This window comes from Exiguobacterium sp. s161 (genome assembly GCF_018619045.1).
Classification (GTDB): Bacteria; Bacillota; Bacilli; order Exiguobacteriales; family Exiguobacteriaceae; genus Exiguobacterium_A; species Exiguobacterium_A indicum.
The window spans coordinates 472325-485831 of the sequence record NZ_JACSNH010000001.1; the positions used below are offsets into that span (position 1 = coordinate 472325).

The 13507-nt window shown below is 49.6% G+C and carries 15 protein-coding genes and 1 riboswitch; all 15 genes read left to right on the forward strand.

Going from position 1 to position 13507, the window contains the following annotated elements; translation table 11 throughout:
- Positions 1-3 precede the first annotated feature (3 nt).
- The 15 genes from KNQ14_RS02240 (at position 4) to sufC (ending at position 13492) form a co-directional block, all read left to right on the forward strand.
- Complete coding sequence (locus KNQ14_RS02240) at positions 4-1194, forward strand: acetyl-CoA C-acetyltransferase (protein WP_214859497.1); 1191 nt, start codon at positions 4-6, stop codon at positions 1192-1194.
- A complete protein-coding gene (locus KNQ14_RS02245) occupies positions 1191-2975 on the forward strand; it encodes an acyl-CoA dehydrogenase family protein (protein ID WP_035396370.1) in 1785 nt (594 codons plus the stop codon). The genes KNQ14_RS02240 and KNQ14_RS02245 overlap by 4 nt, the downstream gene beginning before the upstream one ends.
- A 75-nt stretch (positions 2976-3050) precedes the next feature.
- A complete protein-coding gene (locus tag KNQ14_RS02250) occupies positions 3051-3503 on the forward strand; it encodes a DinB family protein (protein WP_149427758.1) in 453 nt (150 codons plus the stop codon).
- A 34-nt stretch (positions 3504-3537) separates the two neighbouring features.
- A complete protein-coding gene (locus KNQ14_RS02255; protein ID WP_023469169.1) occupies positions 3538-3900 on the forward strand; it encodes an arsenate reductase family protein in 363 nt (120 codons plus the stop codon).
- A gap of 64 nt (positions 3901-3964) precedes the next feature.
- The gene (gene gcvH / locus KNQ14_RS02260; protein ID WP_029342437.1) at positions 3965-4348 is read left to right on the forward strand and encodes a glycine cleavage system protein GcvH; all 384 of its coding nucleotides are present in this window, start codon (positions 3965-3967) and stop codon (positions 4346-4348) included.
- Positions 4349-4446: 98 nt separating this feature from the next.
- Complete coding sequence (locus KNQ14_RS02265; protein ID WP_023469167.1) at positions 4447-4728, forward strand: thioredoxin family protein; 282 nt, start codon at positions 4447-4449, stop codon at positions 4726-4728.
- A 538-nt stretch (positions 4729-5266) separates the two neighbouring features.
- Positions 5267-5905 carry a class I SAM-dependent methyltransferase gene (locus tag KNQ14_RS02270; RefSeq protein WP_023469166.1) on the forward strand — a complete coding sequence of 213 codons (639 nt, stop codon included), beginning with the start codon at positions 5267-5269 and terminating at the stop codon, positions 5903-5905.
- Between the two features lie 3 nt (positions 5906-5908).
- The gene (locus KNQ14_RS02275; protein ID WP_023469165.1) at positions 5909-6373 is read left to right on the forward strand and encodes an S-ribosylhomocysteine lyase; all 465 of its coding nucleotides are present in this window, start codon (positions 5909-5911) and stop codon (positions 6371-6373) included.
- Complete coding sequence (locus KNQ14_RS02280) at positions 6370-7293, forward strand: PLP-dependent cysteine synthase family protein (protein WP_023469164.1); 924 nt, start codon at positions 6370-6372, stop codon at positions 7291-7293. The genes KNQ14_RS02275 and KNQ14_RS02280 overlap by 4 nt, the downstream gene beginning before the upstream one ends.
- Positions 7286-8452: a bifunctional cystathionine gamma-lyase/homocysteine desulfhydrase gene (locus KNQ14_RS02285; RefSeq protein ID WP_214859498.1), complete on the forward strand. Its 1167-nt coding sequence runs from the start codon at positions 7286-7288 to the stop codon at positions 8450-8452. Before KNQ14_RS02280 ends, KNQ14_RS02285 begins: the two co-directional genes overlap by 8 nt.
- 57 nt (positions 8453-8509) lie before the next feature.
- Positions 8510-8614, forward strand: a riboswitch (SAM riboswitch).
- Positions 8615-8692: 78 nt separating this feature from the next.
- Positions 8693-9715, forward strand: a complete 1023-nt coding sequence (locus KNQ14_RS02290) for a methionine ABC transporter ATP-binding protein (RefSeq protein WP_214859500.1) — start codon at positions 8693-8695, stop codon at positions 9713-9715.
- Positions 9712-10377: a methionine ABC transporter permease gene (locus KNQ14_RS02295; protein ID WP_064299452.1), complete on the forward strand. Its 666-nt coding sequence runs from the start codon at positions 9712-9714 to the stop codon at positions 10375-10377. Before KNQ14_RS02290 ends, KNQ14_RS02295 begins: the two co-directional genes overlap by 4 nt.
- A 32-nt stretch (positions 10378-10409) precedes the next feature.
- Positions 10410-11243, forward strand: coding sequence for a MetQ/NlpA family ABC transporter substrate-binding protein (locus KNQ14_RS02300; protein ID WP_214859501.1), 834 nt, complete (start codon positions 10410-10412; stop codon positions 11241-11243).
- Between the two features lie 79 nt (positions 11244-11322).
- Positions 11323-12573, forward strand: coding sequence for an MDR family MFS transporter (locus tag KNQ14_RS02305; RefSeq protein ID WP_214859505.1), 1251 nt, complete (start codon positions 11323-11325; stop codon positions 12571-12573).
- 133 nt (positions 12574-12706) lie between these two features.
- Complete coding sequence (gene sufC / locus KNQ14_RS02310) at positions 12707-13492, forward strand: Fe-S cluster assembly ATPase SufC (RefSeq protein ID WP_023469158.1); 786 nt, start codon at positions 12707-12709, stop codon at positions 13490-13492.
- Positions 13493-13507: the final 15 nt, after the last annotated feature.

Here is a 13507-nt window from a genome sequence, read left to right on the forward strand (position 1 = left end):
CGGATGAAGGAAGCAGTAATCGTCGCCGGTGCACGAACACCGGTCGGAAAAGCAAAAAAGGGCGCATTCAAATCGATGCGCTCGGATGAATTAGCAGGCATCGCCATCCAGGAAACGTTGAAACGGTCCGGTTACACGGGAGCGGTCGATGACGTCATTCTCGGATGTGCCTTGCCGGAAGCGGAACAAGGCATGAACATCGCCCGTTACGCTTCGGTCCTCGGTGGATTATCACACGAGGTACCGGCGATCACGATCAACCGGTATTGCTCAAGTGGACTACAATCGATCGCTGACGCAGCGATGAAAATCATGACGGGGCAAGCAACTGCGGTCGTCGCTGGTGGACTCGAATCAATGAGTCAAGTCCCGATGCCAGGTCACGTCGTCCGACCTAATCCGTCAATCGTCGACACGGCACCGGAATATTACATGAGCATGGGGCACACAGCGGAGCAAGTCGCTGCGACCTACAATGTCTCACGGGAAGATCAAGATGCGTTTGCGTTGAAGAGTCACCAAAAAGCGGCAGCAGCAATCGCGGCTGGTAAGTTTGCTGACGAAATCGTTCCGGTAACGGTGACGGAACAATTCGTCAATGATGAATTGAAAATCGAAGAGAAGACATTCGTCGTCGAACACGATGAAGGTGTTCGCCCGGATTCGTCACCGGAAGGTCTCGCGAAACTTCGCCCAGCGTTCCGCCTCGGCGGCAGCGTCACAGCAGGGAACTCTTCGCAGACGTCAGACGGTGCGGCTGCTGTCCTCGTCATGGAACGAGAAGAAGCAGAACGCCAAGGGTTACCGATTCTCGGTAAGTTCAAATCGTTCGCGGTCGGTGGTGTTCGTCCGGAAGTGATGGGGATCGGACCAGTCGTCGCGATTCCGAAGGCACTGGACCTCGCAGGCATCACGCTTGAAGACGTCGGATTGATCGAGTTGAACGAAGCGTTCGCTTCGCAGTCACTCGGTGTCATCCGCGAGCTTGGATTAAAAGAAGACATCGTCAACGTAAACGGTGGAGCGATCGCCCTCGGTCACCCACTCGGTTGTACAGGAACAAAACTCACATTGACGCTCTTGCATGAAATGAAACGCCGGAATGTCCAGTATGGTGTCGTCTCGATGTGTATCGGTGGCGGAATGGGCGCAGCAGGTGTATTCGAACTAGTTGAAGGAGGAACAGGACAATGAGCCAAACGACAAACGAATTAATCAAAGGTGGCAGTTTTGTATTAGATGAGTTAGCACCAGAACGTCTCTTCACACCAGAGGATTTCTCAGAAGAACACAAAATGGTTGGTGATATGACAGCGAAGTTCGTCGAAGATCGTGTCGTTCCTGTCCTTGACCGGATTGAAAAACACGAGTTCGAATTATCAGTCGGTCTACTCCGCGAAGCAGGCGAGCTTGGTCTACTCGGCGCAGACGTTCCGGAAGCATACGGCGGCTATCAGATGGATAAGATTTCGTCTTCGATCATCACGGAGAAGTTCGCACGCGGTCGTTCATTCGCCCTCAGCTACGGCGCACACGTCGGAATCGGTTCGTTGCCGATCGTCTTCTTCGGTAACGAAGAGCAAAAGCAGAAATACTTGCCGAAACTCGCTTCAGGGGAGTGGATCGCTTCGTACGCGTTGACGGAACCAGGCTCTGGTTCGGATGCTCTTGGTGCTAAAACGACGGCTGTCTTGAACGAAGCCGGTACGCACTACATCTTGAACGGTGAAAAACAATGGATCACGAACGCTGGTTTTGCAAGCTTGTTCGTCGTCTACGCAAAAATCGACGGTGACAAGTTCACAGCCTTCCTCGTCGAAGGATCGTATCCAGGCGTCTCGACAGGCGTCGAGGAACAGAAGATGGGAATCAAAGGATCATCGACACGGACGTTGATCTTACAAGATGCAGAAGTACCAGTCGATAACGTCCTTGGTGAGATCGGACGCGGTCACGTCATCGCCTTCAACATCTTGAACGTCGGTCGTTATAAACTGGCTGTCGGTGCTGTCGGTTCGTCAAAACGAGCGATTGATCTTGCAGTCCAGTACTCGAATGAACGGAAACAGTTCAAGACACCGATCAGCTCGTTCCCATTGATTCAAGAAAAACTCGCGACGATGGCAGCACAGACGTATGCGATGGAAAGTTCAGTCTACCGGACAGGTGGTCTGTTCCAAGACAGCCTCGATCAGTTGTCAGAAGAAGAGAGCAAGGACGGTAAGAAAATCGCTGATGCGATCGCGGAGTACGCAATCGAATGCTCGATGAATAAAGTCTTCGCTTCGGAAACATTTGATTACGTCATCGATGAAGCGGTTCAAATTCACGGTGGTTACGGCTTCATGGCAGAATATGAAGTCGAGAACATGTACCGTGATTCACGGATCAACCGGATCTTCGAAGGAACGAACGAGATCAACCGTCTTCTCGTTCCAGGAACGTTGCTGAAGAAAGCGATGAAAGGCGAGTTGCCGTTGCTTGCGGAAGCACAGCGTCTGCAACAAGAAGTGATGAGCTTCATGCCGACAGAAATCGGAACAGCACCACTTGATCGCGAACGCCACTTACTCGCGATGATGAAGAAGATCTTCTTGTTGACTGCCGGAACAGCGGTCCAGAAATACCAGGACAAACTCCAAGGCGAGCAAGAGATTTTAGCGAATACAGCCGACATCATGAGTGCGATCTATGCGCTGGAGTCAGCAATCGTCCGGACGGACAAAGCGATTGCCGACAAAGGAATCGAGAAGAGCGAACTGAAAGTCCGTTACACGGAAGTCTTCGCACAACAAGCGTTCGAAGCTGTCGAGCGTGACGCGAAAGAGACACTCTACGCGGCAGCAAGCGGCGACGAACTCCGGATGTTGCTCTCGGCGCTGAAAAAATTCAGCCGTTACCAGCCAATCAACGTCATCGGTACGAAACGCGACATCGCAAAACGTCTCATCGAGTCAAACAAATATACGGTCTAAGTCAGGTTTACCGCTTCGCCTTTGCAGGGAAAATCTCTGTAAAGGCGAAGTTTTTGGTTGGAGGAGGAAAACGAGATGCGCCAAGAATTGGTTGAACTGCAATTTGCGATTGCATACTATCAATCCCTTGAACGTTTGTCGCCGGAAGAATGGGATCTGCCGCTTGCGCTTAATAAGTGGACCGTCCTTGAGTGCGTCAGTCATCTGTATTTATGGGACCGGTTTTATTACGATCATGCCATCTCGAAGTTACCGGATGAACCGTTGACGCTCGTCGAGACGGATTTTGATCAGTTCAATCGACTGGCGGTCGAATATGCGCATCATATCGATCCGCTTGCTTTGTTGAAAAAAGCGATCAGCGTCCGGCGTGACATCGTCAATCACCTCGATCGTTTGTCTGACGAGCAGTTTGAAGCAACCTATGAGGATTTCCGACCACTTACATTCGTCGAGTCGTTCGTTGCCCATGACGCGCATCACCAAGATCAGATTGACGGGGCGCTCGCACGCTTGAAGCAGAAGTGATCCATCTGCTACTCTTGAAGGTGAGGTGAGGAACATGACAAAAACAGTCACGATGTACGGCTATCCGAAATGTAGTACGTGCGTCAAAGCAAAAAAAGCACTCGAACAGCACGGTGTCGAAGTGGATTACAAACATATCGTCGAGGAGACACCATCTGCAACGACGATTCAGGAACTTCATCAAAAGAGTGGAGAGCCACTGAAGAAATTCTTCAACACGAGTGGTCAATCATACCGTTCGCAAGGGATCAAGGACAAACTTCCAGAGTTATCAGAAGACGAGCAATACAAGTTACTCGCAAGTGACGGCATGTTGTTGAAGCGTCCGATCGTCACAGACGGGAAAGACGTCACGATCGGCTTCAAGGAAGAAATGTATCAAGGAAAATGGTATTAAGTTCAGAGTCGATTTTGGTATACTGAACACGTTAGTCCAAATTAGTCCACAGGGGGAATCGGAAATGAGTCAAGTAAAAGACAACTTACGCTATTCGGAAGAACATGAATGGGTCGAAGTATCAGGAAACAAGGCGCGCATCGGAATCACGGATTTCGCGCAACACGAACTCGGGGATATCGTCTTCGTCGAATTGCCTGAAGTCGGAGATACGATCTCAGCAAACGAGCCATTCGGTTCAGTCGAGTCGGTCAAGACAGTCTCGGAGTTATACGCACCGATCTCTGGTAAAGTCGTTGCCATCAACGAAAACCTTTCGGATTCCCCAGAACTCGTCAACGAGTCACCATTCGAAGGTGCTTGGATGGTTGACATCGAAATCGAAGATGCTTCACAAGTCGAGGCATTGATGGACGCTGCGGCGTACAAATCGATGATCAACGAGTAATACTTAACGAAAAGAGAGTGAACGAGGCGCTTGCGTTTCGTCCGCTCTCTTTTTTTTGTATACTGACGACAGATACCACGAAGAAAGGAGCGACCGTCATGCAAGAGGTCACGACCGTCCCGGAAAACGGGCTATTGTATGTCTATGCACCGATGTGCGGGACATGCGCCATCGCGGAGCGTATGCTCGATATCGTCGAAGCGACGGAATCAGGTCAATCGATTCAGAAGGCGAACGGGAATTTCATTCCGGATTTCTTAGAAGAAGCCCGTGTCATGAGTGTTCCTGCGTTGTTGCGAATTGAAGAAAATCAAGTCGTAGAGCGCCTTTATGCTTTCCAGTCCGTTCAAAACGTCTTTGCTTTCTGTCAAGAACGGTAAGAAAAGTCCAACTGGATTTTTCTTTTTGTTAAATTGTCGGAATATTTACAATAATCCGTTGACAACGCAGAAATATGAATGGTATATTCATAACAACTTCTAGAAATGCATTATAGGAAGTCTAGCAGAGATGATCGTTCAATACGATTCAAGTCCTGAACCCTTTCTCCCATCCTAAGCCGGTGTATTGTTTCCCCTTAAGTCGTCCCCCAAAGACGAAGCGGTGCAATGAACGGGTGGTGGATCGAAAGGACCGATCAGGAAGTGAACGTAAGCTGGCAATCATGTCGAACAGGCGCCGTCCTCCACGCGGAAGAGCGAACAATTCCGAATGGAGCTGGGTTTTCCTTCGTAGCATTTCTAACCACATTATTCGTGTTGTCGGTTCGCCGGCAACGCCTTTTTTTGTTTTCTGGAAGTTTTTCGAGCCGGTCGCTTGCCAGGATAGAATCTCCTTGCTACAATGCGAATAAGGAAAATTACTTTAATTCATATCCGATTACTCGGAATTAACTGGTGAGATGGAGGACGACAAGGCATGACAGTACGTTTTATGGATGTTTTCACAGAATGGGCATCAACGTATGACGAGACAGTAACCGGACACGATCCGGAATATAAAGAGGTTTTTCGTCGATACGATGAGATTTTGGATACAGTAGCGGATAAAGCGCAGTCGCCGGTCATTGAATTCGGAGCAGGCACAGGGAACCTGACACAACGTCTTCTGGCACGTCACGACGCCGTACTCGCCGTTGAACCAAGTCCGGAGATGCGGGCAATCCTGACGGAAAAGATTCCGTCGCTTGATGTACAGGATGGTCACTTCCTCTCGTTCGAGGCGAAGGAAGCACGCAGTTTTGTTTCGACGTATGCGTTTCATCATCTAACAGATGAGGAAAAGGGAGAAGCAATCGAACTGATGGCATCACATTTACCGGCAGACGGAAAAATCGTCTACGCGGATACGATGTTCGTTTCAGAAGAGGCACGCCTGCAAACGATTCGTGAAGCACGTGCTCAAGGGTTTGATGCGTTAGCGGAAGATCTCGAACGCGAGTTCTACCCGTTGATTCCAGTTATGGAAGAATTGTTTACAGCACGAGGATTCACTGTTAAATTTATACAATACAATCACTTCGTCTGGCTCGTAGAAGCCGAGAAAATGGGGGAATAAATCATGGCACTTCAAAAAATGAACGTCGAAAGCTTTAACCTGGATCATACGAAAGTCAAAGCACCTTATATCCGCGTCGCGGGTTATAAAGAAGGTAAAGTCGACCAAGTCGTCAAATACGATATCCGTTTCACGCAACCAAACGTTGAGCAAATGCCGATGCGTGCGATGCACACACTTGAGCACTTACTTGCTGAAAACATCCGTAACTACTCGGATGATGTCATCGATGTCTCGCCGATGGGATGCCAAACAGGTTTCTACATGGCGATGATGAACTTCGACTCGGTCGAAAAAATGAGCGAACTCGTTGAGAAGACGTTGAAAGACGTCCTCGCAGCAGAAGAGATTCCAGCGCAAAACGAAGTCCAATGTGGATTTGCGAGCGCACATGACCTCAAAGGAGCGAAGCACTATGCCGAGAAAATGCTTGCCGGTCGTGATGAATGGGACATCGTCTTCGGATGATCGCGAACAACGTCCGCGACCTCGTCGGAAACACACCACTCTACGAGATCACTTCATTCGATTTGCCTGCTGGTACGCGCATTTTGGCGAAGCTCGAATGGATGAACCCTGGGGGCAGCGTCAAAGACCGCCTTGGCATTCAACTCGTTGATGCAGCAATCGAAAACGGACACGTGACACCAGGCGGTACGATTATCGAGCCGACAGCCGGGAATACCGGCATCGGCTTGGCGCTTGCCGCTAAAAAATATGATCTTCAAGTCATCTGTGTCGTTCCGGAAAAATTCAGTCAGGAAAAACAGACGTTGATGCGGGCACTCGGCGCAACCGTCGTCAACACGCCGACTGAACTTGATATGCAAGGGGCCATCGATCGGGCAAAAGAACTCGGTCAGGAAATTCCGAACAGTTACGTTCCGTTACAATTCGAAAACGAAGAGAACCCAGTCACGTATCAGCGGACACTCGGTCCTGAGCTGATTGCGGACTTGCCGCACATCGACTGGTTCGTTGCCGGTTGTGGTTCAGGTGGTACGTTCGCCGGAACAGCGGACTTCTTAAAACAACGTCTCGGTACAAAAGCAGCAATCGTCGAACCGGAAGGCTCCGTCTTAAATGGTGGTCCAGCCGGTCCGCATAAGACAGAAGGTATCGGTACAGCGAAATGGCCAAGTCTCGTTCCGCGTGAACTCGTCGACGAGATTCATACGATTTCTGACCGCGATGCATTTGACGCGGTTCATACACTCGCTGCTCGCGAAGGATTACTCGTTGGTAGTTCAGCAGGTGCAGCGCTCGTTGCTGCGCTTGATATCGCGAAGCGTCACCCCGGCAGTACGATCGTCACCGTCTTCGCAGACAGTGCCGAACGCTACTTAAGCCAACAAATCTTTGAAAAGGTGGACGAAACTCATGCGTAAGAAGACAGCATTGATTCATGGAGGAACAGGTGTCGACCGGGCAACAGGAGCCGTCACACCTCCGATCTATCAAACAAGCACATACAAGCAGGATAAAATCGGTCAACTCAAGGACGGATACGAATATTCACGGACAGCGAACCCGACACGGACGAGCATCGAACGATTGATTGCGGATCTCGAAGGTGGCGCACGTGGTTTTGCGTTCGGTTCTGGGATGGCAGCGATCCATGCCGTCTTCCACTTGCTTGAGTCTGGCGATCACATCGTCATGACAGATGACGTCTACGGTGGTACGTTCCGCTTGATGCAACGCGTCTTACCGAAGTTCAACATCGAAGTGACATTCGTCGATACGACGGACCTTGCGGCGACGGAAGCAGCGATCCAAGACAACACGAAGATCGTCTACGTCGAAACACCGACGAACCCGTTGTTGAAAGTAACGGACATCGCAGCCATCGCAACGATTGCCAAACGTCACGATCTTAAACTCGTCGTTGACAACACGTTCGCGACTCCATATCATCAACAACCACTCGCACTCGGTGCAGATATCGTCTTGCACAGTGCAACAAAATACATCGGCGGACACTCGGACGTCGTCGCTGGACTTGTCGTCGTCAAAGATGATGCGCTTGGTGAAGAGCTTCACTTCATTCAAAACTCGACAGGCGGCGTGCTTGGACCGCAAGACAGCTTCTTGCTCGTCCGTGGTCTTCGTACACTCGGTATCCGGATGGATGCGATCGAAGAGACAGCCCATGATCTTGTTGCGTTCCTACAAACGCAAGACATCGTCTCGAACATCTTCTACCCAGGACTGGCATCGCACCCTGGTCACGACATCCAAGCGAAACAAGCGACTGGATTTGGTGGGATGATCAGCTTTGATGTCGGTTCAGCAGCGAACGCAGAAAAACTCGTCGAGGCGACACACTTCTTCACACTTGCTGAGAGTCTTGGTGCCGTCGAGAGTCTGATTTCGGTGCCGGCACGGATGACACACGCGTCAATCCCAGCAGAACGTCGGGCAGAACTCGGCATCACGGACGGTCTCGTTCGGATTTCAGTTGGACTTGAGGATGCGGAAGATTTGAAAGAAGACTTAACACGTGCTTTCACGTTCCTCGAAAAAGTTTCTGAAAAAACTGTTTGACAACAAAAATAACCCCTGCTAATATTCAGAATATATTCTACAAACTTAATACCGAAACTCTTATCGAGAGTGGTGGAGGGACTGGCCCGATGAAACCCGGCAACCGCGGATCTAATCCGAAGTGGTGCTAATTCCAGCAGACAAAAGTCTGGGAGATGAGAGCAAATGGTTTTGTGTACTGAAAAGTGCGCGCGTTTGCTCTAAAACGCGCGCACTTTTTTTATTTTAGGAGGGACAGTTGTGATTCGTTTACAAGACGTAGGAAAGATTTATCGCTCAAAGCGCGGAGCGGTCGAAGCCGTCGCGAATGTCGATCTGACAATCGAGCGCGGTGAAATTTTTGGAATAATCGGTTATTCCGGAGCAGGGAAATCGACCTTGATCCGATTGCTGAATATGCTTGAGGCACCAACGAGTGGTTCGATCCAAATTGATGGTGTTGAAATGACATCACTCAAACCTAAGGAATTACGAGGCGTCCGCAAGAATGTCTCGATGGTCTTCCAACACTTCAACTTACTGTGGTCACGGACGGTTGAAGAGAACATCATGTTCCCACTCGAGCTCGGTGGCTTCCCGAAGGCACGTCGCAAGGAACGGGTCGCGGAATTGATCCAACTCGTTGGTTTAGACGGACGTGAAAAAGCCTATCCGTCGCAATTATCCGGTGGTCAAAAGCAACGTGTCGGTATCGCTCGGGCACTGGCATCGAACCCGGACGTTCTCTTATGTGACGAGGCAACGAGTGCACTCGATCCGAAGACGACGGACTCAATCCTTGAGTTACTCGTCGACATCAATGAAAAACTGAAACTGACGATCGTCTTGATCACACACGAGATGCACGTCATTCAAAAAATCTGTCACCGGGTCGCCGTCATGGAAGCCGGTAAAATCGTCGAGCAAGGACCGGTCGCAGAGGTCTTCCGTCATCCGAAGCAAGCGATGACGAAGGAATTCGTCAAACAATTGACGTCGCCGTCGGAAAACGAGTTGACGTTCGCGAAACTACGCGAACGGTACCCAACCGGAAAAATCGTTCAGTTGACGTTCGTCGGATCGACAGCGGAAAGCCCGATCCTCGCGGAAGTCATGAAGGATTCACCGGTCCTGTTCAATATCATCGGTGGAAACGTCGGTCAATCGCAGGAAGGGGCACTCGGTACACTGTTCATTCAGTTGATCGGGGAAACAGCAGCAACACAAGCGGTCATCACGAAGCTTCAAGCCAGTGATGTTGAAGTGGAGGTGGATCACCGATGATTTCATTCTTTGACAACCTAGACTGGGACATGGTGTGGGAAGCGACAGGCAGTACCGTTTATATGACGGCAATCGCTGGGGTTTCGACATTCGTCCTCGGTTTGATCATTGGTTTACTATTGTATGCGACAAACGAAGAATTATTGTTCAAGAATCGGGCGTTTTATTCAGTGTTGAGCTTAATCGTCAACGTCTTCCGTTCGATTCCGTTCATCATCTTACTGATCTTATTGATTCCATTTACGACAGCGATCGTCGGTTCGTTCCTCGGACCAACGGCAGCATTACCGGCACTGATTTTCGGTGCTGCACCATTTTACGGTCGGATGGTTGAACTCGCGTTACGTGAAGTCGATAAAGGTGTCATCGAGGCAGCTGAATCGATGGGCGCGACGAAGTTCCAAATCATCTATAAAGTCTTAATCCCGGAAGCGTTGCCTGCCATCGTTTCTGGTATCACGGTCACACTCGTCTCACTTGTCGGTTATACGGCAATGGCCGGAGTAGTCGGCGGAGGTGGACTTGGGGACATGGCCTTCATCGAAGGATTCCAGCGTTCTCAAAACGATGTCATCGTCATTGCGACACTCTTAATTTTAGCGATCGTCTTCGTCATCCAAATCATTGGTGATTTGCTGATCCGTGCGATCGATAAACGTTAATTCAAATTTTATTCATATTGGAGGAATCATTCATGAAAGTTTGGAAAAAATTCGTAGGCACTGCTGCTGTATCCGTCTTAGCAATCAGCCTTGCTGCATGTGGCGAAAAATCATCAGGATCAGGTAGCGACGACAAAACACTCGTCGTTGGTGCATCAAACGTACCGCACGCTGAGATTCTTGAGCACGTTAAAAAAGAATACGAAGCAAAAGGTTACAAGCTTGAAATCAAGAAGTTCCAAGATTACGTACTTCCGAACAAAGCGCTCGCAGCGAAAGAAATCGATGCGAACTACTTCCAGCACGTACCGTATCTTGAGCAACAAGAGAAAGAAAACAAATCATATAAGTTCGCGAACGCAGGTGGCGTCCACGTTGAACCACTCGGTATCTACTCGAAGAAATACAAGTCACTCGATAAGTTACCAAACGGTGCAACGATCTTAACGAGCTCAAACGTCGCGGAACGCGGTCGTGTCTTGACGTTCCTTCAAAATGAAGGATTGATCAAGCTTAAAGACGGTAAAACGACAGATGCACAACTCGGTGATATCGCAGAGAACCCGAAGAAACTCAAGTTCAAGACGAACATCGAAGCATCACTGCTTCCGCAAGCTTACAAAAATAATGAAGGCGACGCCGTCCTCATCAACACGAACTATGCGATCGATAACGGTCTGAACCCACTGAAAGACGCGATCGCTTCAGAAGATGAGTCTTCACCATACGTCAACATCATCGTCACACGTGACGGCGATGAGAAAGTCAAGCGTGTCACAGCACTTCTTGACGTTCTGCACGAGAAGAAAAACCAAGATTGGATTCTCGACAAGTACAAAGGTGCGGTCGTTCCAGTCAGCAAATAAGTTCACCGAAACCGGCATCCTTCCTATATAATGGAAGGATGCTTTTCATTTGCCTGAAACAGGGGTTAGGGGGAATCATATGCAACGCATACGTCAACTGCATCCGTTGACACTCGGGGTCTTGTTCGGGACGTTTTTCTCGCGTCTCGGAACGTTCATCACGATGCCGTTCTTCGCCATCTACATGACGACCGTTTTGAAATTCGATCCGGTCGATGTCGGCTGGGTCCTCAGTATCTCAGCGATCGCCAGTCTTGTCATGAGCTTCATCGGTGGTACATTGTCGGACCGGTATGGACGGCGGGCGATGATGTTTGCCGGAACGATCGGATTCGCGATCGTCTTCATCGCACTTGCGCAAGTCGAGACGTTCTGGGCATTTTTTACGCTTAGTGCCTTGAACGGGGTCTGTCGCTCGATTTTTGAACCGTCCGCCCGTGCCTTGATCAGTGATACGACGGACGAAGCGAACCGGTTGTTCGTCTTCAATATCCGTTACGCGATGATCAACATCGCAGCAGCGATTGGACCGGGAATCGCTTTGCTGCTGAGTGCGGGGAACACGTCCGCGACGTTTTACATCACGGCGTTCGTCTATATCGTGTACGGGGTGATGATCGGTATCTTATTCAAACGTCACCCGATCACCGAGACGCATGGTGGGAAAAAGGTATCGTTCGGAGCAACGGTTCGTCTGTTGCGGACGGATATCGCCTTTACGCTGGCACTCGCCGGTATCATCTTCGGCGTCTTCGGCTACAGCCAGTTCAACTCGACCTTGCCACAGTTCTTGACGGAAACGTCACTCCTTGAAGGCGGGAAGACACTCTATGCGATCTTAATCACGATCAATGCGATCACCGTCTTGATCGTTCAATATCCGATCATGAAGTTTGGTGTCAAGACGTCACCGCTCGTTTCGATCACGACCGGGATTGCGACAGTTGCGATCGGATTGTTCATCATGGGAAATGCGAACGCGATCTGGTTGATGATCGTCGCGATGTTCATCTTCACGTGCGGGGAAGTCATGATGTTCACGATGACTGATATCTTGACTGATCGGTTCGCGAAGCCAGAATTACGGGGCAGTTATTTCGGGGCGATGGGCTTAACGTCGATCGGACAATCCATCGGTCCGATCGCCGGAGGACATTTGTTAAGTTTATATGGAGCGGACCGTCCGTTACCGATTTTCGGGATATTAGCGGGCTTGACATTATTCGGAATACCACTGCTCTTACTGTCACAACGGATTCATCGGGCTTCGACGATCGAGGAACTCGAGGAACCGGTGAAACTTTCGAATGATTCTCAACAAAACGCATGATTTTGAGAAAAATCAACGAGCGATGACGCTTGAATAATACGCGATGTTTCTTTAAGATTAGAATGATACTAAATTAGTAACGCTCGTGTTCTGAATCGTCAGTCACGAAATGAATAGATGGAGGGATTCTAACATGAAGGCTTCACACTTGAAGATTGAAGATCTACACGTCGCGATCGACGGCAAGGAAATCTTGAAAGGCGTCAACTTGGAAATCAAAGGCGGGGAAATCCACGCGGTCATGGGACCAAACGGGACAGGTAAATCAACACTCGCATCAGCATTGATGGGTCACCCATCGTACGAAGTGACATCTGGTTCAGTCACACTCGACGGCGAAGACGTCCTCGACATGGAAGTCGATGAGCGCGCACAAGCGGGAATGTTCCTCGCAATGCAGTACCCAAGCGAAATCAGTGGTGTCACGAACTCCGACTTCCTTCGTTCAGCGATCAACTCGCGTCGTGAAGAAGGCGATGAAATCTCACTCATGAAGTTCATCCGTGAGCTTGATTCACAAATGGGTCTTCTCGAGATGCCTTCAGAAATGGCACACCGTTACCTCAACGAAGGTTTCTCTGGTGGAGAAAAGAAACGTAACGAAATTCTTCAGATGATGATGCTTAAACCAGCGATCGCGATTCTTGATGAAATCGATTCAGGTCTTGATATCGATGCATTGAAAGTCGTCGCAAAAGGTGTCAACGAAATGCGTTCACCTGAATTCGGCTGCTTGATCATCACGCACTACCAACGTCTCTTGAACTATATCGAGCCAGACTTCATCCACATCATGATGGGCGGAAAAATCGTCATGTCTGGTGGTAAAGAACTCGCACACCGTCTCGAAGCAGAAGGTTATGACTGGGTTAAAAAAGAACTCGGCATCGAAGACGTCGAAATCGAAACAAAAGCGTAAGACGAGGGAGGAAGC

Coding starts and splice junctions, on each gene's coding strand:
- KNQ14_RS02240 (WP_214859497.1), top strand. CDS start 4: ATGAAGGAAGCAGTAATCGTCGCCGGTGCACGAACACCGGTCGGAAAA.
- KNQ14_RS02245 (WP_035396370.1), top strand. CDS start 1,191: ATGAGCCAAACGACAAACGAATTAATCAAAGGTGGCAGTTTTGTATTA.
- KNQ14_RS02250 (WP_149427758.1), top strand. CDS start 3,051: ATGCGCCAAGAATTGGTTGAACTGCAATTTGCGATTGCATACTATCAA.
- KNQ14_RS02255 (WP_023469169.1), top strand. CDS start 3,538: ATGACAAAAACAGTCACGATGTACGGCTATCCGAAATGTAGTACGTGC.
- gcvH (WP_029342437.1), top strand. CDS start 3,965: ATGAGTCAAGTAAAAGACAACTTACGCTATTCGGAAGAACATGAATGG.
- KNQ14_RS02265 (WP_023469167.1), top strand. CDS start 4,447: ATGCAAGAGGTCACGACCGTCCCGGAAAACGGGCTATTGTATGTCTAT.
- KNQ14_RS02270 (WP_023469166.1), top strand. CDS start 5,267: ATGACAGTACGTTTTATGGATGTTTTCACAGAATGGGCATCAACGTAT.
- KNQ14_RS02275 (WP_023469165.1), top strand. CDS start 5,909: ATGGCACTTCAAAAAATGAACGTCGAAAGCTTTAACCTGGATCATACG.
- KNQ14_RS02280 (WP_023469164.1), top strand. CDS start 6,370: ATGATCGCGAACAACGTCCGCGACCTCGTCGGAAACACACCACTCTAC.
- KNQ14_RS02285 (WP_214859498.1), top strand. CDS start 7,286: ATGCGTAAGAAGACAGCATTGATTCATGGAGGAACAGGTGTCGACCGG.
- KNQ14_RS02295 (WP_064299452.1), top strand. CDS start 9,712: ATGATTTCATTCTTTGACAACCTAGACTGGGACATGGTGTGGGAAGCG.
- KNQ14_RS02300 (WP_214859501.1), top strand. CDS start 10,410: ATGAAAGTTTGGAAAAAATTCGTAGGCACTGCTGCTGTATCCGTCTTA.
- KNQ14_RS02305 (WP_214859505.1), top strand. CDS start 11,323: ATGCAACGCATACGTCAACTGCATCCGTTGACACTCGGGGTCTTGTTC.
- sufC (WP_023469158.1), top strand. CDS start 12,707: ATGAAGGCTTCACACTTGAAGATTGAAGATCTACACGTCGCGATCGAC.